Genomic DNA, 19466 nt, shown 5'->3' on the forward strand with positions numbered 1-19466 from the left:
AACCGATTAGGAATGATTGATATAAATTAATTCATGCGCTTTAATTGACAAATATAATATTAGTAATATAATAATAATCAATGCTAATTAATAATAATTATAGATTATGAATGTGATCATTCTGTTAATCTATGATTAAATTTAAACAACTTTTAGGAGGACTACAACATGTCATTAATAGGAAAAGAAGTATTACCATTTAACGCACATGCATATAGAAATGGAGATTTTATTGAAGTATCTGAAGCAGATCTTAAAGGTCATTGGAGTGTCGTTTGTTTCTACCCAGCTGACTTTACATTTGTTTGCCCAACAGAGCTTGAAGATCTTCAAGATCAATACCCAGCTCTACAAGAACTAGGTGTAGAAGTATTCTCTGTTTCAAGAGACTCTCACTTTACTCATAAAGCATGGCATGATACATCAGAAGCAATTGGTAAAATCACATATACAATGATTGGTGATCCATCACATACAATTTCTCGTAACTTCGATGTTCTTATTGAAGAATTAGGTCAAGCAGATCGTGGTACATTCATTATCGATCCAGATGGTATCATTCAAGCAGTTGAAATCAATGCAGATGGTATTGGTCGTGACGCAAGCATTCTTATCGATAAAATTAAAGCAGCTCAATATGTTCGTTCTAATCCAGGCGAAGTTTGCCCGGCAAAATGGAAAGAAGGATCTTCTACACTTAAGCCAAGCCTTGATTTAGTCGGCAAAATTTAAGGAGTGGAACCCCATGATATTAGAAGCAGAAATTAAAGAGCAACTCCATCAGTATCTTCAACTGATGGAGGGCGATGTATTACTGAAAGTAAGTACCGGAGACGATGACGTATCAAAAGATATGCTTTCTCTCGTTGATGAACTTGCAACAATGTCATCTAAAATTAAGGTAGAAACAGCTACATTAAAAAGAACACCAAGCTTCAGCGTGAATCGCATGGGTGAAGATACAGGTGTAGCTTTTGCTGGTATTCCTCTTGGTCATGAATTTACTTCCTTAGTATTAGCCTTATTACAAGCAAGTGGCCGCGCGCCAAAAGTAGATGATAAGGTGATGGAACAGGTAAAGAATATTCAAGGAGAGTTTCATTTCGAAACTTACGTTAGTCTGACATGCCATAATTGTCCTGATGTGGTACAGGCCTTGAATATCATGAGTGTGTTAAACCCAGGCATTACACACACAATGATCGATGGCGCGGCTTTTAAAGAAGAAGTCGATAGCAAAAACATCATGGCCGTACCAACTGTTTTCCTTAATGGAGAAGTGTTTGGCAGTGGACGTATGACTTTAGATGAAATTTTAGCGAAGATGGGTAGCACAGAAGATCCAGCCGAATTTTCTAATAAAGATCCATTTGATGTACTAGTTGTTGGTGGTGGCCCAGCAGGTGCGAGTGCAGCGATTTATGCTGCTCGTAAAGGTATCCGTACTGGAGTTGTTGCTGAGCGATTCGGTGGTCAAATCATGGATACGTTAGGTATCGAGAACTTTATCGGTACGAAGTATACAGAAGGTCCTAAGCTTGCAGCTAGTCTTGAAGAACATGTGAAAGAATACGATGTCGACGTGATGAATCTACAACGCGCGAAAAGCTTACAAAGAAAAGAACTCATTGAAGTGGAATTAGAAAACGGTGCAGTTCTTAAGAGTAAGTCAGTCATTCTTTCCACAGGTGCAAGATGGAGAAACGTTGGCGTACCTGGTGAAGCAGAATTCAAAAATAAAGGTGTCGCTTACTGTCCACATTGTGACGGCCCATTATTCGAAGGAAAAGACGTTGCGGTCATCGGTGGCGGTAATTCAGGTATCGAGGCAGCAATCGACCTAGCGGGTATCGTTAAACATGTAACAGTTATTGAGTTCGGTGCAGAACTAAGAGCCGATTCGGTCCTACAAGAACGTCTGTATAGCTTACCGAATGTAAAAGTGATTAAGAACGCACAAACAACAGAAATCACGGGTACAGATAAAGTGAATGGTATCACTTATCTAGACCGTGAAACAGAAGAAGTACACCATATTGAACTTCAAGGAATCTTTGTTCAAATTGGTCTTGTTCCAAACACGGATTGGTTAGGCGATACGATTGAGCGCACCAGAACAGGCGAAATCGTCGTCGATAACCATGGTGCAACAAACGTCCCAGGCGTATTTGCAGCAGGTGACTGTACGAACAACCCGTACAAACAAATTATAATTTCTATGGGATCAGGTGCCAACGCATCATTAGGTGCATTTGATTATCTGATTAGGAATTAATATATATTTGCGGAGAAAGGTCAAGTGAGTTGAAACTCATCTTGGCCTTTCTCTTTTTTTATGGAGTGGATGTATTAATATTGTTTGGGCTGGTTCAATCATGCAATCGAAGAAAAAGAGTTTTGCTCGTACATCTAGAGTAAAATCTTCAAGGATAGCCGAACAAAAAGTTTTCATTCTCTCCTCTCTTTGGCCTTATTTGTTGACTAAGTGTTTATCAACTAGTTTTTTTTACATATATTTTGATACAATTATACTCAATCAAAGGATTTCTAGAGGGTGGATGACTATAAATATGTGGAGACCTTTTTACGCTAGTGGTGTGGATTTAAAATAAAATCGCGACATTTGTAAAAAAGATGCGATGTTTAAAACAAAGGTACGATATTTATAAAAAAGATGCGAAGATTTACCCCTTTGAATATGCATTGTCCGAAGAGGGATTTTATGGTGAAAATAACATGACGATCTTCAACAATCGAGCCATTTTATTGAATGAACTAGGTTAAAATTGAATCAATTTAAAAGCAAAAGAAAGGGGGATTATAATATGGGTTTAGCATTGGATATTGCGCGTGCCATATTGCCTCTTGTAATAGTGGGTGGGATTGCAGTATTTGTAATTCTGAGAATGAAGCATAAATATGAGAAAGGCACCCTGGGTAAGAAAAAAACGAAAGACGCTCAAAATTTATTGGATAGCTTAATACCATTCGGAATGATGATTGGTTTTGCTATTGCTATATTTTTAAGTATATTTTCACCAATTTCCTTACTATCTGCAATGACTTGGGGACCTGGAATAGGTTTTTTATTTGGATATTTTGCGTATGAAATTTATAGCAAAAAAGAAGAGAGTCATTCGTAATAACTGTCTTCCAGAAAAGGGTGCAGTTTTGGAATAACCTGTATAACATGAATACTTTTTAGTCAGATGTTCTGATACGAAAGGAGGTCTATGACTTGAGTAAATATGTCAAATACTCAGTAGTTATTGGTATCATAGCTTTTGTTTTGGCTTTGGTCTTATTCTTAACAATCGATTCTCCGTACCCATACCTTGGTGGTCTTGTTGTAGCGTTTATTATATTTGAAATCAGTTTTTTTCACTTATTTGGAAAGGAAAGACAAAAAATAAACTGTAAAATGACTCTTGGGACATTTAAGCAAACGGGCGCGATTGTTGAGCATCACAGGTAGAAAATGATCAAACTTTTTTATAAAAACCAAACTTAAATCTGCTAAAGATGAATCCTTTTTGATCAATCTTTTGTTCAAATGGATTCTATTTATTTATCGTAAAATAAGGATTTGCGAGGTATTTTTGCTAAAACTTTATTTCAAAGCTACAAGTGGTATCGTGTTAGAGAAATTAACTAAAGAAGATGTATTGAAAGCTGAGGAGCATTTTGGTGTGAAATTACCAAGGGAATATGTGGATTTACTTCATATACAAAATGGCGGCTACCTTTTGAAAGATAGCATCAACATAGACATAGAGATAGATAATGGGCATACGCTTCCAATTGATTATCTCCTCGGTATTAAAGAAAACAAAGGTATCATGGAGACGAAGTGTCTATTTAATAAATGGGAAATTGATCATAATCATCTTATCGTTATTTCTGGCGATGGCCATTATTTTATTGTGTTAGATTATAGTAAGAATCAACATAACCCCAATGTCGCTTATTTAAATTCTGATTCAGGTGAACTAATCGAGTTATTCCCAACATTTAATGAATTTATGAACGAGCTCGTACCAGAAGATGACGAAATTTTATATGACCATGAAGAAGAAGAGATCAATCAATTCCTGCGTAATCCTAATTTAGTACATGCTAAAAAGCTGGTAAACTCGGATAATGAAGATTTAATTTATCAAGGAATAGAATATTGGGGTCAAACAGGCAAAGATAAAAGTGAATTCAATCGTGGAGAAAAGTAGCATCGGAAGAGATAAAAGAAAAGTCTGCCATTCAGGCGGTTATTGATAGTATTCCAGATTCACCGTTAGATTTAGTGAAAGAATAAAAACAAAAAATAGTTGAAGAATTGAATGGATGATTGTTTCCTCGTTCTTATTGTATAAGTGATTAGTTGGTGTATATACGAGGGTCCCACTCCACAAGTGTCACCGAATTTATGGAGGGAAATGGAATGTGCGACGTTGTATAGCCACTTGAAATTGTATGTTAAGCTTAATTGTACATACAAGTAAGAAACGTTACTATCAATATAAAAGGAGCAATTAAAATGGAAGCAGCAAAACAATGGCTTGCTATCCCTAAACATACTAGAGAAATGCTCGTAAGAAATGTATTTTGTAGCAATTGTGGGGAAACGGAGATTGTGAAATACACGATTGAATCGGGTGATTATGGACCTATATTAAAAGGAAAATGCAAAACTTGTGGCACTGAAATTGCTCGTGTGATTGAGTAGTGATAAGTATGGAGGGATGGTCTTAGGTAGACTGTCCTTTTCTTTGATATAAGTTGATTTCAACATAAGTGGATTGCATAGCAATGACAATGTTAAAATAGACAATGGCTATTGGACAACATTGCAAAGTCCGTTAAAGATAGGAGTGAATAACATGGTTGATAATAATGATCTTTTAATCCGATTGCGATATGCGTTGGATATTAAAAATAGTGAAATGGCAGAGATTTTTAAGCTAGGTGAGGAAGAGGTTACAGTGCCAGAGGTGGTGAAGATTCTTAAAAAGTTTGATGAAGATGAGGTGGAAAACCGAATTGAATTAACTGATGCGATGTTGAATTCGTTCTTAAATGGCCTCATTATTTATAAAAGAGGAAAACAAGAGCCGAAACCTGGGCAAGCGAATACACCGGACCCGTCGATTACGAGCCATCGACATATCAATAACATCCTCTTAAAGAAAGTCAAAATTGCCTTGGCATTAACAACAGATGACATGATTGATATCTTTAGAAAAGCGGGACTCAACGTTTCAAAAGGAGAAATAGGCGCTTTTCTTAGAAAAGAAGGACATAAAAATTATAAAGTGTGCTTAGATCACTTTGCTAGGAACTTTTTGAAAGGCTTGACTATTAAATATAGGGAAGCATGATATAAAAAAAGCAGTGGGAGTAATCCTGCTGTTTTTATTTTGTTCAAAAATAAAATAAATTAAATAAATGTAGCTAAAAAATTAATTATATTAATTTACATATTAATATAATTAATATATAATCAAATAAAATTAAATGAAGGGAGTGCGTTATGGCTTATAAAGTGATTACGAGTTGCCCTGTATGTAGTGAAACATTGAAAATTACTAAATTGCAGTGTGCACATTGCCAAACGACGATTGAAAATGAGTTCGAATTATCTAAGTTAGCGTCTTTGTCTAACGATCAGTTGCATTTTGTGGAAGTGTTCTTAACTTGTCGAGGTAATATAAAAGAGGTTGAAAAGGAATTGGGGGTTTCTTATCCGACCGTTCGCAGCAAGCTTTCAGATATCATTTCATCACTTAGTTATAAACAGTCTAAGAAGACTGAAGTGAATGAGAAAAAGGTCATCTCGATGTTGGAAAACGGTGAAATAAATTCAGACGAAGCAATTAAGCTCCTAAGAGGAGAATAAGGAGGCGTATTGGTATGAAAGAGGAAATCACAAAAGTGTTAACGATGGTGCAAGAAGGAAAAATAGATGCCGATAAAGGGGCAAAGCTGATCCAGGTGTTAAAAGAGAAGGAAGAGAAAGAAAGTAAGCAGCCCGAATCATCAAGTAAGTATATGGAAAAAGTACTCAAAATCCGTGTAAAATCAGCTGAAAATGATAATGTCACAGTTAATCTACCAATCAAACTTGTCAAAGTGGTGTTGTTAGCAGGGCATAATATTGCAGCGAGTATACCTGAGTCTGCGAAATACGTGAAAGATATTGATATTAACTTAATTATCGAAGCGATAGAAAATGAATTGGACGGCCAAATTGTTGATGTGAAGTCAGCAGACGGAGATACCGTTTCAATCTTTATTGAGTAGTGACATCCTATGCTGAAAATTACGGTGAGAACAGAAGGTATGCGATTAACGATTCCAGTTCCTCATGCTGCATTGAATATTGGGTGCTCTATTCTTTTATCCAAAGTGTTTCAACGGCATGTATATGCGGGAATCAATCAACAACTGCAAAAGAAAGAAGTTGATTTTATCATCCCACAAATGGATAAAAAATGGCTGAAACCTATTCTGAAAGAAATGAAGAGTCATAAGGGCTTGGTATTAGTAGATGTAGTAGCGAATGATGGAACTGAAGTGAAGGTGAGACTGTAACTTTAAGGGAAGTGGTTATATTAATTCCAGTTCCTTTTTTTTATGTGTTAGCAGGGTAAAGAAGAATTTATGAAAATTGGTAACTAAAAAAAGAAATAATTAATAAAAAAGGTTATACCCATAACTTCCTCCTAAATAAATCTAATCGCCATACTAATCATATAGATGATATGTAAAACGACTCTTAATCTAACAGAGGAGAAGAAGTAAAAATAAAGGACGGTGTATTGGTGTGGAATGGAGTAAAGAGACGGAAATGTTTATTATCTTTATGTATTACGTCCTACCCGCAGTAGTGATTGGCTTGATTATTATTGGGTTTGTGATACTATTCCGTAATTTAATGAAGTATAAAAGCAATAAAAAATAGAGAAGATGTTTGAAGAAAAACCTGCATCTTAGTTTGACGCAGGCAAAGATTTAGAACGCTTTACTAAAAGATAAGTGGATACTGTTCCCCAAATAAACAATATGAAATAAAAGAGCCTTTGAAGTAATCCTGAAGGGAGAGGAAAGAGTGGAACAAGGGAAATCAGAATAGTAATAGATATTAAGCTTGCTGTGCAAAAATATGTCCATTTTCTAATGGCTGGCAGTTTCTTAGCGAAAATGAGTAGGCCTGGAAATACGGTTATCATAGCGATCCATACGAGAATAGAGTGCCCTAATAAATTGACATCAGCAGGGATTATGCCTGAGATAAAGGTAGAAATGCCTATTAAAAGGATAAACGATGTTGCCATTCGATTAATCAATGATTTGCACAAATATTGGGAGAGATATAGTACTCCGATACAAAAGGTTAATCCGTTAAACAAAAAGAGTCCATTCATTCCCACATGATGAGGGGAGCATATTTCATAAGGTGCGAATGCATAAGTGAATTCACCGCAGGTAGTTACACCAAGGTCACTCATAGCATGGTGTAAATAGCTATAAGACGCTGTTGAGGTAAAAATGAAGAAAGGTTCAATAAGAAAGTATAGGCAAGTCATTCCCCAACTTAAGAAGCCTATTCTATTTGATATATACATGAGATTCCTCCTGAGAGAAAGTTTATGTATATTTTATATCCATTATTTTCTAAACAGTATGGGCTATTTGTGTATATTGGTTTAAGGCTTGAGGCTGAAAAGCTTTAAGGGGCCTCACTATTCCTCGCTTTTCATCCGTTTATGTTTTTCGTGAATGATTTTTTTATTTAGTATTTTCACTGTCCCCACCATTAACAATCTCATATCTTCTACAATGTAATTCGCTAGATCTTCATCTGAGATCGTATCTTCGTCAATATCCAAGCGAAAATCTTGTCCTTGTAAGCCTCCCCCATTGGTAAATTCTATTTCGAAGTCGAATTGTACGCGTTTATCCATTATATTGCCCCCCCACTCTTGTTATTGTTTTATTCCTATTCGTTTAGGGGGCATAAAGTGACCTTCTCATACAAACCATCTTATTCCCCGATATGATAAACTATAAATGTCAAAATTAACTGTTGTTTGAAAAGCAGTGTGTAAACATGCTATAAGTGAAGAAGGTATATTTGATAAATAGATATCTCACCGTGAGAGGATTGAATACATGATGAAAGAAAATTTTTGGCGTGAGTTGCCACGCCCATTCTTTGTGCTTGCACCGATGGAGGATGTGACGGATGTTGTTTTTCGTCATGTCGTTAGTGAGGCAGCACGGCCAGATGTGTTTTTTACTGAATTCACAAATTCGGAAAGTTATTGTCATCCTGATGGACAAAAAAGTGTTCGTGGTCGCTTAACCTTTACAGAAGATGAGCAGCCGATGGTGGCGCATATATGGGGAGATAGACCTGAGAATTTTCGTGAAATGAGTATTGGTATGGCGGAACTAGGATTTAAAGGCATTGACCTAAATATGGGGTGTCCTGTTCCGAATGTTGCTGGAAACGGTAAAGGTAGCGGATTGATTTGTCGCCCGGATGTTGCTGCTGAGCTGATTGCTGCGGCAAAAGCAGGGGGATTGCCTGTTAGTGTTAAAACAAGGCTCGGTTATAGTGAAATCGACGAATGGCGTGATTGGCTCACGCATATTTTAAAACAAGATATTGCCAACCTCTCGATTCATCTTCGTACGAGAGAAGAAATGAGTAAGGTAGATGCACACTGGGAATTGATTCCGGAAATTAAAAAGCTCCGTGATGAGGTAGCTCCTGATACGCTGTTAACAATTAATGGTGATATTCCTGACCGCCAAGTGGGATTAGAGCTAGCAGAAAAATACGGAATTGACGGTGTAATGATTGGCCGAGGTATTTTTAAAAACCCATTTGCTTTTGAAAAGGAAGCCAAAGAGCATAGTAGCAAAGAATTATTGGATCTATTAAGATTGCATCTCGATCTTCATGATCAATATGCAGGGCTGGAGCTGCGTCCGTATACTGGCCTTCATCGTTTTTTCAAAATTTATGTTCGTAGCTTTAAAGGAGCGGGAGAATTAAGAAATCAGTTAATGAATACAAAGTCAACGGATGAAGCACGTGCGTTGCTTGATGATTTTGACAGAATAAATCATTCATAAGAGAAAAGATGAATGTTTACTTCTTTTTATCGATATGATATGATACTGGTAATTAGATTCCATATGAATTTGGAGAGGTGCATTTATGAGTGCAGTAGGTTCTAAATAGGCAATTAAAATTTGAAATGAATGTAATAACAAAAGGGGAAAAAATTCTTAATGATTCCCTGCTATTTGTTATGGATTGATTTCAACCTATGAAGATACCTACTATACTTTATAAAGCATGTGATGAACAGGGATAGCTATGCGATGGTTCATGACGTCTTCTTGCCTTATAAATGTAAAAGCTGCGGGGTATCCCTGCGGCTTTTTCTGTTTAAAATCTTTGGAATCTAATAAGTAGGTGTCTTCACAATTAAAAAATGAGTGAGGAGCATCGAAATTGAATAATATGACATTTGAAAAACTACAATATAACGAATTAAAACAAATTGTGCAATCTTATTGTGTGAGCGGTTTAGGTAAAAGGTTAATCGACAAACAAGAACCGAGTACAAATATAAAAGTGGTGAACAACCGCTTACAGGAAACTACTGAGGCCAGAGCAATCATAGATGCCGAGGGTCATATTCCTTTTGTAGGTATTACAAACATTGAAAGCATTATCGATTCACTTGATAAGGACATTATTTTGCAACCGAGTGATTTAGTTAGTTTATCTGACTTTTTACGAGGCTGTCGCAAAATCAAACAATTCATGCAAAGCAAAGAGTTTTTCGCACCAACGCTTGCTTCTTATGCTCAGTCGATGTCTGAAATGAAGACAATAGAGGAAGAGATCAATTTTACGATTAAAGGCAGTCGAATTGATTCGTCAGCTAGTAGAGAGTTAAAAAAGATCCGCTTTAAAAAAGAAGCGACAGAAGAAAAAATTAACGAGCGTTTAAATAAATTTTTAAACAATGGGACGAATAAGAAGTATATCCAAGAGTTCTTTATTAGTAAAAAAGATGACAGATATACAATTCCAATTAAAGCCTCTTATAAAGGTCAAGTACCAGGTGCCATTATTGAAGTGTCTTCGAAAGGTTCTACTGTATTTATCGAACCACAGACCGTTTCGAAGTTGAGTACAGAATTAGCAAGCCTTAAAGTAGAAGAAGAGATGGAAGAATACCGAATATTAGCGACACTATCTGGGATGATAGTAGAAGAGTTACAAAAGATAAAAGTAAATATGGAGTTAATTAGCCAGTATGACATGGTATTTGCGAAGGCGAAATATAGTAAGCATATTACTGGCATACAGCCAAAGGTCAATGATCATGGCTATATTAAAATAGTGAATGGTAAGCATCCCTTGTTGCCGAAAGATGCCGTACCCCTTCAGTTTGAGATTGGTAAAGATTATAGAAGCTTAATCATTACCGGACCTAATGCCGGTGGAAAAACAATTGTATTAAAAACAATAGGGTTATTAACTTTAGCGACGATGTTAGGAATTCATATTGCGGCAAAAGAGGGAACGGAGATCGCCATTTTTGAACATATTTTCGTTGATATTGGCGACAATCAAAGTATAGAAAATGCATTAAGTACGTTTTCATCTCATATGAAAAACTTGTCGGAAATCATGAACGCCTCCAATCATCGTACTCTTTTATTATTTGATGAAATTGGCAGTGGTACTGAACCGAATGAAGGAGCAGCACTTGCAATTGCGATACTAGAGGAATTCTATCATATGGGCTGTCTAACCATTGCAACAACCCATTATGGGGAAATCAAACGTTATTCAGAATTGCATAGTGATTTTATGAACGCAGCGATGCAATTCGATCAGGAAACTTTATCACCGTTGTATCAGTTAGTTATCGGGAAATCAGGAGATAGCAACGCATTATGGATTTCTCGCAAAATGAATATGAAAGAATCCGTATTAAAGCGAGCAGAAGCTTATATGGAGAATAAAGATTATCAACTAAAGCAAGTGAATCCAGATAAAGTACGTCAGCCTAAACACAAGGGCGAAGCAATTACAGCAAAATATGATTATAAAAAAGGTGACAGAGTAAAACTATTGGATCATAATGACTTTGCGATTATCTACAAAGAAATGGATCAATTCTATAATGTTGTGGTCTACTATAAAGGAGAAATGGTTGAAGTAAATGTAAAACGAATTACCTTAAATCTCCCAGCACAGGAACTATATCCAGAAGGTTACGATTTAGAAACCTTATTCACTGATTTCGCTACAAGGAAATTGGAACACGATATTAACCGCGGTTCGAAGAAAGCCTTACGGAAAATTCAGAAAGAAATGCGGAAAAAATAAAACAATATTGATGTACCCGAGTCCATATATAAGGATTCGGGTTTTCATATTTAGTAACAACTTAAAATGGTGAGGAGTTTAAGAAAGTGAGCTGAGCCAAAGGAATTAGCGCGTTCATCCAGAGAGAAATCGCACGTGTTCAAAAAATGGTATATAGGCGAAATCTGATGCTATTTGATCTTCATTACCGCACCCTCACTCCATGCATTCCTAAGAAGCATCCAATAACTGAAAAGGTATCGTTTGATGAATTGCGACCAAAGACCTAGCGGAACTTTAGACTCTAGCTAGTTAATCAGTCACGATTCCATTTGTATGATTAGCTTAAGCAATCGGAAAAAATGGTGGCTATCGGGATTTGTTTATATTTCCTTCGTTGGCTAGAGGAGAGACGGTTATGGGTTTAAGTAACAAAAAGGTTTATATTTTACTAACAGATACAGGTACGTACTTTACGAAATTGATAAAAATCTATACAAAGAGAAGTTATAATCATGCATCTATCGCCTTTGATCATGAATTAGCAAAAGTATATAGTTTTGGCAGGAAAAAGCCACGGAATCCTTTTATCGGTGGGTTTGTAGTAGAGAATATTAACAAAGGGTTGTTGAAACATGCGGATTGCATCATTTATTCTTTCACAGTAAATAATGAAGAACTGAGGAAAATGGAACAATATATTGCTACAATCGAATCCGAAAAGGAGGATTATCGTTATAATCTCTTTGGTCTATTTGGTGTGCTGTTTAATAAACCTTTGAAAAGGAGAAAAGCTTTCTTCTGTTCTCAGTTTGTAGCTTCAGTCATCCACGCTACTGACAGCATCGAATTTGAAAAACCGCTATCATTAATCACTCCGTATGATCTCCGCAATATCCCCTTTATACAGGTTGAATATGAAGGGAAGCTGAAAGAGTATTTGTATAAGGAAATAGAACAACCTGAAGGAGAAGATTCTTTTTTTGTCTCAATATAGTGAATGGGTTTTAAATTTTCCTTGTCATATTTTCTAACAGATTCATTGCGTCTCTCTATGTGATAGGTATCATAGAAGCTATAACTGTGATCACATATCACATAAAGGAGGTGACGATCCCATAAATGCGTAAAAGCGAAGTAATTACTGTCCCCACATTATCTCAAGAAGTGTATAAGCGTCTCCGAAAAGACATCATGAATGGTATATTCCCGCCAGGTAAAAGAATTTCTATTAGAAAATTAGCCTACCAATTGAATGTCAGTACAATGCCGGTTAGAGAAGCATTAAATAAATTAAAATCAGAGGGATTTGTCCATTTTGAACGGAGGAGTATTTTTGTTAGGCAGCTTTCATCGCAAGAATTAATTGAATTATTTGAAATCAGATTAACATTAGAGAAAATGGCCTTGGAATGGTCGTATAAACATATTGATAGTGTAGCGTTAGCTAGGTTAAGCGAAATAGTATTGGAGATGGAAAGGAAACTGACATCACCGGCGGAATGGAATGAGTTAAATAGACAGTTTCACACGTTGATATATACGTATGCCCAGTCGAAACCGATGCTTGAGATGTTGAGTATTGTCTGGGGAAGGGTGGAGCCATATATGAATATATACTCTACCAAACTAGACTATTTAATTATCTCTCAAAAAGAACATGAGCAATTGCTAGAAGCACTCATTAAAAAGGATATTGCAACATTACACCATGTATTAACGCTTCATGTTCGCCAAACAAAAGAAGCAATCTTAGAAAAACTAGAAAAATAGCAAATTACATAGAGTGGGTGAAAGGGAATGAAAGAAAATGCAAGTGCCTTTGTGAAAGATAATCTTATACTGGAACCAACAGGTAGTGGTCCGCTTAATGGGTTGACGTTTGCTATAAAGGATGTTTTTGAAATCGAGAATTACAAAAATACTGCAGGAAATCCTCATTGGTATCATACCCACGAACCCGGACAACAACATGCAACAGTTATAGAATCCTTATTAAAAAATGGCGCACGCCTGCAAGGTACAACACATACGGATGAACTAATGTACAGTTTAAACGGGGAAAATTATCATTACGGTACACCGGTTAATCCTCGTTCGCCTAACCGTATTCCTGGAGGTTCATCGAGCGGTTCAGCTGTTGCAGCTGCATCAGGACTTGTAAATTTTGCAATAGGTACTGATACAGGTGGATCTGTCCGCATTCCTTCTTCTTACTGTGGAATTTTTGGATTCCGTCCGACGCATGGGGAAGTAAATATGAATGGTGTAATTCCGCTTGCTAAAAGCTTTGACACAATCGGCTGGATGTCGCAAAACTTAGATACCTTATTAAAGGTAGGAGAAGTGCTGATAAGTAATGAGGAAGTAAAAGATAACCCTTTTTCGCATGTCTATTTTGCAGAAGAGGCTTGGCAGCTAATTGATGAAGAAAACAAAGAAATATTGCTAGACAGTTTAAAAGGTGTCTCTAAACAAGTTGTAAACATTGCCGCTGATGGATTAGCAAAATGGTCAGAGTTGTTTAGACTCATTCAAGGAACGGAAATCTGGCAAGCGCATGGTGAATGGATTAACGAGGAGCGCCCAACTTTCGGACCTGGTATCGCCGAAAGGTTTCAATGGACATCCACTTTAAATCCAAGTGAACTTCCAGCACTACTGGGAAAACAAAATGTAATTAGAGGTCAGCTTTCATCGCTACTTAAAGAGGATGGTATCTTAGTCATTCCTACGGCACCAGGCGTTGCCCCGTTGAAAAATTTACCAAGTGAAGAGTTAGAACAATATCGAAACCAGTTAATGCAACTCACTTGTATCGCGGGAATAACGGGCCTTCCGCAGGTCACTATTCCGTTTGAAAATAAAGACGGCCTGCCAATAGGCCTCTCTTTTATCGCCAATCACCACCAAGATATTGCTCTCATTAAATGGGTTAGGGAAATGATGTTTGCTAAAAGGAAGGTGAAAAGATGAGTAGTTCCAAACAATCGTACCGTCCAACAACGATGGCGACAAATGGAATGATCACAACGCCACATTATTTAGCTTCTCAAGCGGGATTGAAGGTATTGCAAGCTGGAGGTAACGCGGTGGAAGCGGCAATTGCTGCATTATCCACCATTGGTGTTGTTTACCCTCATATGAATGGGATTGGTGGCGATAATTTCTGGCTTGTGTATGATGCGAAGCAAAAAAAATTAAAGGCATTAAATAGTAGCGGTCGTTCGGGCGAAGGGGCAACAATCCCGTTTTATCAACAACAAGGTTATAGCAAGATTCCTTCAAGAGGGGCTTTGGCTGCCAATACCGTTCCTGGTGCAGTCGCTGGTTGGGAAAAGGCCTATCAATATTCACAGAATCATATGAATGGCACGGTTGAATGGTCTGAGTTATTGCAGACATCTATTCATTATGCCAAAGATGGATTTCCTGTCACTCCTAGTCAAGTGTATTGGACTAATCTCAATTTAGATGACAAGGATAATGAGTTCCGTCATCTCCAACGTTTTACTGAATTTCAAAAGGTTTTTTTACAAGCAAATGGTCTTTCTTATCGGGCCGGTGACATTATGAAACAGCCTGATTTAGCAAGAACATTAGAAGGGCTAGCTGCGGAAGGTGGTTCGCTTTTATATGAAGGTGAATTAGCGAAGTTGATGACAACTGACCTGCAACTTCACGGGGGAGTGTTAACCATTGACGATTTGAGGCATCATCAGTCCAATTGGGTAGAACCAATCTCTGTACGTTATCGCAATCATCAAGTATTCAATGTCCCACCTAATTCTCAGGGCTTTGCATCATTATCCATCTTAAATATTTTGAATCAATTTCCACTATCAGACGTAGAAGAAGGCTCTGCTGACTATTATCATTTATTAGCGGAGGCAACAAAGCGGGCTTTCGTTGATCGTGATCAATACTTGACTGACCCGGATTTTGCTACGATCCCTTTAGATGAAATATTGTCTCTGAGAAGAGGAATCCAACTTGCCGAATCAATTGATTTTACTAGCGTAAGGGCATTTGAAAAACAACTTGATCCTAAGGGGGATACGATTTGGCTAGGTGTTGTTGATAAAGAAGGCAACGCAGTTTCGGTTATTCAAAGTATTTATCATGAGTTCGGATCAGGCTTTATTCCGAAAAATACAGGTATCGTACTGCAAAATCGAGGCAGTTATTTTTCTTTGGACGAAAGTCATATCAATTGCCTGCAAGCAAGAAAGCGAACATATCATACATTAAATCCTGCGTTGTTATTTAAAAATGAACAACCTTATTTAATTTATGGAACGATGGGAGGGGAAGGGCAACCACAAACACAAGCGGCTCTTGTTACGAGAATAATAGATTACAATTTTCCGATTCAATCAGCCATTGAGGCACCGAGGTGGTTATATGGCCGAACATGGGGCGCAACATCTAACAGCTTGAAAGTAGAAGGAAGAATAAGTGCATCCATTTGCTTAGAGCTCGAGAAAAGAGGACATGAAGTAGAAGTATTAGAAGACTTCACAGATGTAATGGGGCATGCAGGTGCTATTCAAATTAATCAACAGACTGGTGTAAAATATGGCGGAGCCGATCCTCGCGGTGATGGAGTTGCCAGTGGATATTAGTAGATAAGAGCAAGAACTGGCGAATAAAGAGGTCGCTGAAAAAAGGTCTTTATCATCTTTATTGATGGTAAAGACCTATTTAGTTGCAGTGAAAATGAGAATTTGCTCAAAATTTGCTGTGTGAATGATATTTGCGCATAAGTCTCAAGTTACAATAGATTATTGCGTGCAAATTAAATAAACGCGCAACAGGCATGGGAAAAGGAGAAGAATTGCGCGTATGTCGGAAATACGCGCAAAGGCCAGGAGGAAAAGGAGAAGAACTGCGCGTAAATTGAAAATACACGCAAAGGCCAGGAGGAAAAGCAGAAGAACTGCGCGCAAGCCGAAAATACGCGCAAAAGCCAGGAGGGAGAGCAGAAGAAGTGCGCGCAAATCGAAAATACGTGCAAAAGCCAGGAGGGAGAGCAGAAGAAGTGCGCGCAAATCGAAAATACGCGCAAAGGCCAAGAGGGAAAGCAGAAGAACTGTGCTCAAGCCGAAAGTACGCGCAAAAGCCAAGAGGAAGAGCAGAGGAATTGCGCGCAAGCCGAAAATACGTGCAAAAGCCAGGAGGGAGAGCAGAAGAACTGCGCGCAAATCGAAAATACGCGCAAAGACCAAGAGGAAGAGCAGAAGAACTGCGCACAAATCGAAAATACGCGCAAAGGCCAAGAGGAAAAGCAGAAGAACTGCGCGCAAATCGAAAATACGCGCAAAGGCCAAGAGGAAAAGCAGAAGAACTGCGCGTAAATCGAAAATACGCGCAAAAGCCAAGAGGAAGTGCAGAAGAACTGCGCGCAAATCGAATATACGCGTAAAAGCCAAGAGGAAAAGCAGAAGAACTGCGCGCAAATCGAAAATACGCGCAAAGGCCAAGAGGAAGAGCAGAAGAATTGCGCGCAAACCGAATATACACGCAAAGGCCAGGAGTCAAAGGAGAAGAACTGCGCGCAAATCGAAAATACGCGCAAAAGCCAGGAGGAAAAGCAGAAGAACTGCGCGCAAATCGAAAATACGCGCAAAGGCCAAGAGGAAGAGCAGAAGAATTGCGCGCAAACCGAATATACACGCAAAGGCCAGGAGGAAAAGGAGAAGAACTGCGCGTAAATTGAAAATACACGCAAAGGCCAGGAGTCAAAGGAGAAGAACTGCGCACAAATCGAAAATACGCGCAAAGGCCAAGAGGAAGAGCAGAAGAACTGCGTGCAAATCGAAAATACGCGCAAAAGCCAAGAGGAAGAGCAGAAGAACTGCGTGCAAATCGAAAATACGCGCAAAGGCCAAGAGGAAAAGCAGAAGAACTGCGCGCAAATCGAAAATACGCGCAAAAGCCAGGAGTAAAAGCAGAAGAACTGCACGTAAATCGAAAATACACGTAAAAACCAAAAAAGAGCAGAAGAACTGCATACAGCACCAATCTACTTACATATTCCAATATGTACTTCGTTAGTTAGACATCAAAAAGCGAGATTTTAAAGCCTTTTTACTTCTTTTTATCAGATTTTATATTGGCGCGAGTTCAGGCTAAGTTAAAGCTCAAGATATTGCCACATTCGCCTGTAACAGACTTCAAGAGCCAAAAGGATGAGTAATAAACGATGAACCTTTTGGGCCGCCTATAACATTAGTTTCTTCTTTTGTTAGATAATCTTACAATAAAAAACTTAATTTAGTCATGATAGACAAAAATAATATTTAAGTTTGTACTGTCTGTCTAATGTGTATAAGAAAGGAACGATATATAATGAGAGTATAAATTCACGTTAGTTTTTGTGACATCAAATGTGATTTGTTTCCTATTGAAAAGGAGAGGTGTGACATGGAAGTAGTTAAGGGCGAAGTTGTCTCTTTCCAACATGTTGATAAAGTGTATCACTCAGGAACAGTGGCTTTGAGTCAGTTTGATTTATCAATAGCAGATGGAGAGTTTATTAGTTTTCTAGGTCCTTCTGGTTGTGGAAAATCGACTGCCTTACGAATGGTTGCTGGTTTAGGGGAGGCGACAAATGGTCGAGTGAAAGTTTTTAACCAAAGTCCTAAGGATGTAATCAAGCATTCGAATGACATTGCTTATGTCTTTCAAGAAGCTAACTTACTTCCATGGCGTACTGTGCTTGATAATGTTCTTCTTCCCCTTGAGATACGGGGGATTAATAAAGAGAAAAGAAAAGAGTGCGCAGTTGAGGTGTTAGAGATGGTTGGCTTAAAGGATTATTTGCACGCTTATCCTCGCCAACTTTCTGGGGGCATGAAAATGAGGGTTTCCATTGCTCGAGCCCTTGCTGCTAAGCCTAAATTATTGTTAATGGATGAACCGTTTGCTGCGTTAGATGAAATGACTAGACAAACATTGCAAATGGATCTTTTGCAAATATGGCAAAAAGAGAAAGCAACCATCTTATTTGTTACACACAATGTCTATGAAGCTGTATATCTTTCATCAAAAATTGCCGTTATGTCCGCACGTCCGGGAAGGTTAGCTACCATGATTGATGTGAATTTACCGTATCCACGAAACCGAGTAAACAACCAATTTAATGCATATGTAGACAAAGCAGCTAAAAGTTTAGAGCATAGCATGGGTAGAAAGGAGGCTTGATGAATGGCGATTCAAACTGCTTCATCAAAAACAATCACAAGTCCTCTAGAGCAAACAAATAAAAAGAGAAATAACTATCTAAAAGGCTCAATTGTTGGACCAGTAATCGCGTTTCTTGTCTTTATGGGGTTATGGCAACTCATACCTACGATTCTGCAAATTCAACCTTTTCTATTACCGAAACCAACCGATGTCCTCACTGCTACCATTACAGATTGGCATCTCTTATGGCCAGCGATTAGAATAACTATTTTTGAGTCAGTAATTGGTTTTCTCTTAAGTGCTGTCATTGGTATTGCTGTTTCCGTGCTATTGGCCAGTTCAAGAATACTAGAAATTAGCCTCTATCCATATGCAGTTATATTACAAACGATTCCAGTTGTGGCGATTGCTCCAATTGTTGTCATTTGGTTTGGATCAGGTTTTAACTCCATCGTAATGATTGCTTTTTTAATTGGCTTTTTTCCTGTCGTATCCAACACTTTGATGGGACTGCATTCGGTTGATAAAAATATGAGTGATTTATTCACATTATATAATGCTTCTAAATGGCAAACGATGTGGAAGCTTCGTATTCCAGCTGCTCTCCCATACATTGTTTCTGGTTTGAAAGTTTCTTGTACATTAGCAATTGTTGGAGCGATTACAGGAGAGTATATTGCTGGAATCGGTGGAGGAAAAGGGGGATTAGGTTATGCGATAACTGTTGCTGCTGTTCAGTTAAAAACACCTTATCTATTTGCTTGTGCCATATCAGGTGCTATTTTTGGTATCGGATTTTATCTATTAGTAAGCTGGGTATCCCGTTTATTGCTACGGTCTTGGCATGAATCAGCGATAAAATCGGAAAGGTAAATGCATG

General features: G+C 37.9%; 24 protein-coding genes. 22 read left to right on the forward strand and 2 right to left on the reverse strand.

Annotation, left to right across the window (positions count from 1 at the left end; translation table 11 throughout):
* The first annotated feature begins 168 nt into the window (after positions 1 to 168).
* The 11 genes from ahpC (at position 169) to MKY26_RS21245 (ending at position 6955) form a co-directional block, all read left to right on the forward strand.
* Positions 169 to 732, forward strand: a complete 564-nt coding sequence (ahpC, locus tag MKY26_RS21195; protein ID WP_095370569.1) for an alkyl hydroperoxide reductase subunit C — start codon at positions 169 to 171, stop codon at positions 730 to 732.
* A 13-nt stretch (positions 733 to 745) separates the two neighbouring features.
* Entirely contained in the window at positions 746 to 2275 is a 1530-nt protein-coding gene (gene ahpF, locus MKY26_RS21200) for an alkyl hydroperoxide reductase subunit F (protein WP_307315039.1), read from the forward strand.
* Between the two features lie 550 nt (positions 2276 to 2825).
* Positions 2826 to 3143 (forward strand): hypothetical protein, encoded by a 318-nt coding sequence (locus MKY26_RS21205; protein ID WP_095370567.1) that lies wholly within the window; start codon positions 2826 to 2828, stop codon positions 3141 to 3143.
* 95 nt (positions 3144 to 3238) lie between these two features.
* On the forward strand, positions 3239 to 3475 hold the full coding sequence (locus MKY26_RS21210; protein ID WP_341098551.1) for a hypothetical protein: 237 nt from the start codon (positions 3239 to 3241) through the stop codon (positions 3473 to 3475).
* Positions 3476 to 3599: 124 nt separating this feature from the next.
* On the forward strand, positions 3600 to 4223 hold the full coding sequence (locus MKY26_RS21215; RefSeq protein WP_341098552.1) for an SMI1/KNR4 family protein: 624 nt from the start codon (positions 3600 to 3602) through the stop codon (positions 4221 to 4223).
* 308 nt (positions 4224 to 4531) lie between these two features.
* Positions 4532 to 4720: a hypothetical protein gene (locus MKY26_RS21220; protein WP_095370561.1), complete on the forward strand. Its 189-nt coding sequence runs from the start codon at positions 4532 to 4534 to the stop codon at positions 4718 to 4720.
* A gap of 154 nt (positions 4721 to 4874) precedes the next feature.
* Positions 4875 to 5372 carry a YehS family protein gene (locus tag MKY26_RS21225; protein ID WP_341098553.1) on the forward strand — a complete coding sequence of 166 codons (498 nt, stop codon included), beginning with the start codon at positions 4875 to 4877 and terminating at the stop codon, positions 5370 to 5372.
* A 152-nt stretch (positions 5373 to 5524) separates the two neighbouring features.
* Positions 5525 to 5890, forward strand: coding sequence for a DUF2089 domain-containing protein (locus MKY26_RS21230; protein ID WP_341098554.1), 366 nt, complete (start codon positions 5525 to 5527; stop codon positions 5888 to 5890).
* 14 nt (positions 5891 to 5904) lie between these two features.
* Positions 5905 to 6294 (forward strand): SHOCT-like domain-containing protein, encoded by a 390-nt coding sequence (locus MKY26_RS21235; protein WP_341098555.1) that lies wholly within the window; start codon positions 5905 to 5907, stop codon positions 6292 to 6294.
* A 9-nt stretch (positions 6295 to 6303) separates the two neighbouring features.
* On the forward strand, positions 6304 to 6585 hold the full coding sequence (locus MKY26_RS21240) for a hypothetical protein (RefSeq protein ID WP_322910145.1): 282 nt from the start codon (positions 6304 to 6306) through the stop codon (positions 6583 to 6585).
* A gap of 232 nt (positions 6586 to 6817) precedes the next feature.
* Positions 6818 to 6955, forward strand: coding sequence for a hypothetical protein (locus tag MKY26_RS21245; protein WP_157733793.1), 138 nt, complete (start codon positions 6818 to 6820; stop codon positions 6953 to 6955).
* A gap of 28 nt (positions 6956 to 6983) precedes the next feature.
* Here MKY26_RS21245 and MKY26_RS21250 read toward each other — a convergent pair whose 3' ends face one another.
* Together MKY26_RS21250 and MKY26_RS21255 are read right to left on the reverse strand one after the other, a co-directional pair.
* Positions 6984 to 7619: a DUF998 domain-containing protein gene (locus MKY26_RS21250; RefSeq protein ID WP_341098556.1), complete on the reverse strand. Its 636-nt coding sequence runs from the start codon at positions 7617 to 7619 to the stop codon at positions 6984 to 6986.
* Positions 7620 to 7736: 117 nt separating this feature from the next.
* Positions 7737 to 7958, reverse strand: a complete 222-nt coding sequence (locus tag MKY26_RS21255; RefSeq protein WP_224934451.1) for a cyclase — start codon at positions 7956 to 7958, stop codon at positions 7737 to 7739.
* Between the two features lie 211 nt (positions 7959 to 8169).
* On the opposite strand from MKY26_RS21255, the gene MKY26_RS21260 reads away from it, so the two are divergent.
* The 11 genes from MKY26_RS21260 to MKY26_RS21310 all read left to right on the forward strand — a co-directional run bounded on the left by MKY26_RS21260 (position 8170) and on the right by MKY26_RS21310 (position 19459).
* Complete coding sequence (locus tag MKY26_RS21260; RefSeq protein ID WP_322910221.1) at positions 8170 to 9138, forward strand: tRNA dihydrouridine synthase; 969 nt, start codon at positions 8170 to 8172, stop codon at positions 9136 to 9138.
* A gap of 385 nt (positions 9139 to 9523) precedes the next feature.
* Positions 9524 to 11419: an endonuclease MutS2 gene (locus MKY26_RS21265; protein ID WP_341098558.1), complete on the forward strand. Its 1896-nt coding sequence runs from the start codon at positions 9524 to 9526 to the stop codon at positions 11417 to 11419.
* A gap of 397 nt (positions 11420 to 11816) precedes the next feature.
* On the forward strand, positions 11817 to 12395 hold the full coding sequence (locus tag MKY26_RS21270; RefSeq protein WP_307315019.1) for a hypothetical protein: 579 nt from the start codon (positions 11817 to 11819) through the stop codon (positions 12393 to 12395).
* A 125-nt stretch (positions 12396 to 12520) separates the two neighbouring features.
* On the forward strand, positions 12521 to 13171 hold the full coding sequence (locus tag MKY26_RS21275; RefSeq protein WP_341098560.1) for a GntR family transcriptional regulator: 651 nt from the start codon (positions 12521 to 12523) through the stop codon (positions 13169 to 13171).
* A 27-nt stretch (positions 13172 to 13198) separates the two neighbouring features.
* Positions 13199 to 14374 carry an amidase gene (locus MKY26_RS21280; protein ID WP_341098561.1) on the forward strand — a complete coding sequence of 392 codons (1176 nt, stop codon included), beginning with the start codon at positions 13199 to 13201 and terminating at the stop codon, positions 14372 to 14374.
* Complete coding sequence (ggt, locus tag MKY26_RS21285) at positions 14371 to 16023, forward strand: gamma-glutamyltransferase (RefSeq protein WP_341098562.1); 1653 nt, start codon at positions 14371 to 14373, stop codon at positions 16021 to 16023. Before MKY26_RS21280 ends, ggt begins: the two co-directional genes overlap by 4 nt.
* A 365-nt stretch (positions 16024 to 16388) precedes the next feature.
* Positions 16389 to 16823, forward strand: coding sequence for a hypothetical protein (locus tag MKY26_RS21290; protein ID WP_341098563.1), 435 nt, complete (start codon positions 16389 to 16391; stop codon positions 16821 to 16823).
* Positions 16786 to 17112, forward strand: coding sequence for a hypothetical protein (locus tag MKY26_RS21295; protein ID WP_341098564.1), 327 nt, complete (start codon positions 16786 to 16788; stop codon positions 17110 to 17112). The genes MKY26_RS21290 and MKY26_RS21295 overlap by 38 nt, the downstream gene beginning before the upstream one ends.
* A 96-nt stretch (positions 17113 to 17208) precedes the next feature.
* The gene (locus tag MKY26_RS21300) at positions 17209 to 17346 is read left to right on the forward strand and encodes a hypothetical protein (RefSeq protein ID WP_341098565.1); all 138 of its coding nucleotides are present in this window, start codon (positions 17209 to 17211) and stop codon (positions 17344 to 17346) included.
* Between the two features lie 478 nt (positions 17347 to 17824).
* Positions 17825 to 18604 (forward strand): ABC transporter ATP-binding protein, encoded by a 780-nt coding sequence (locus tag MKY26_RS21305; protein ID WP_307315011.1) that lies wholly within the window; start codon positions 17825 to 17827, stop codon positions 18602 to 18604.
* Positions 18605 to 18607: 3 nt separating this feature from the next.
* Positions 18608 to 19459, forward strand: coding sequence for an ABC transporter permease (locus tag MKY26_RS21310; protein WP_341098566.1), 852 nt, complete (start codon positions 18608 to 18610; stop codon positions 19457 to 19459).
* The last annotated feature ends 7 nt before the right edge of the window (positions 19460 to 19466 follow it).

The organism is Cytobacillus sp. FSL R7-0680 (assembly GCF_038009245.1).
In the GTDB taxonomy this organism is placed as follows: domain Bacteria; phylum Bacillota; class Bacilli; order Bacillales; family Cytobacillaceae; genus Cytobacillus; species Cytobacillus kochii.

What these genes read in the sequence shown, in the direction of transcription:
- ahpC (WP_095370569.1), top strand. Translation starts at nt 169, where the DNA reads ATGTCATTAATAGGAAAAGAAGTATTACCATTTAACGCACATGCATAT.
- ahpF (WP_307315039.1), top strand. Translation starts at nt 746, where the DNA reads ATGATATTAGAAGCAGAAATTAAAGAGCAACTCCATCAGTATCTTCAA.
- MKY26_RS21205 (WP_095370567.1), top strand. Translation starts at nt 2,826, where the DNA reads ATGGGTTTAGCATTGGATATTGCGCGTGCCATATTGCCTCTTGTAATA.
- MKY26_RS21220 (WP_095370561.1), top strand. Translation starts at nt 4,532, where the DNA reads ATGGAAGCAGCAAAACAATGGCTTGCTATCCCTAAACATACTAGAGAA.
- MKY26_RS21225 (WP_341098553.1), top strand. Translation starts at nt 4,875, where the DNA reads ATGGTTGATAATAATGATCTTTTAATCCGATTGCGATATGCGTTGGAT.
- MKY26_RS21230 (WP_341098554.1), top strand. Translation starts at nt 5,525, where the DNA reads ATGGCTTATAAAGTGATTACGAGTTGCCCTGTATGTAGTGAAACATTG.
- MKY26_RS21235 (WP_341098555.1), top strand. Translation starts at nt 5,905, where the DNA reads ATGAAAGAGGAAATCACAAAAGTGTTAACGATGGTGCAAGAAGGAAAA.
- MKY26_RS21240 (WP_322910145.1), top strand. Translation starts at nt 6,304, where the DNA reads ATGCTGAAAATTACGGTGAGAACAGAAGGTATGCGATTAACGATTCCA.
- MKY26_RS21250 (WP_341098556.1), bottom strand. Translation starts at nt 7,619, where the DNA reads ATGTATATATCAAATAGAATAGGCTTCTTAAGTTGGGGAATGACTTGC.
- MKY26_RS21255 (WP_224934451.1), bottom strand. Translation starts at nt 7,958, where the DNA reads ATGGATAAACGCGTACAATTCGACTTCGAAATAGAATTTACCAATGGG.
- MKY26_RS21260 (WP_322910221.1), top strand. Translation starts at nt 8,170, where the DNA reads ATGAAAGAAAATTTTTGGCGTGAGTTGCCACGCCCATTCTTTGTGCTT.
- MKY26_RS21270 (WP_307315019.1), top strand. Translation starts at nt 11,817, where the DNA reads ATGGGTTTAAGTAACAAAAAGGTTTATATTTTACTAACAGATACAGGT.
- MKY26_RS21275 (WP_341098560.1), top strand. Translation starts at nt 12,521, where the DNA reads ATGCGTAAAAGCGAAGTAATTACTGTCCCCACATTATCTCAAGAAGTG.
- MKY26_RS21280 (WP_341098561.1), top strand. Translation starts at nt 13,199, where the DNA reads ATGAAAGAAAATGCAAGTGCCTTTGTGAAAGATAATCTTATACTGGAA.
- ggt (WP_341098562.1), top strand. Translation starts at nt 14,371, where the DNA reads ATGAGTAGTTCCAAACAATCGTACCGTCCAACAACGATGGCGACAAAT.
- MKY26_RS21305 (WP_307315011.1), top strand. Translation starts at nt 17,825, where the DNA reads ATGGAAGTAGTTAAGGGCGAAGTTGTCTCTTTCCAACATGTTGATAAA.
- MKY26_RS21310 (WP_341098566.1), top strand. Translation starts at nt 18,608, where the DNA reads ATGGCGATTCAAACTGCTTCATCAAAAACAATCACAAGTCCTCTAGAG.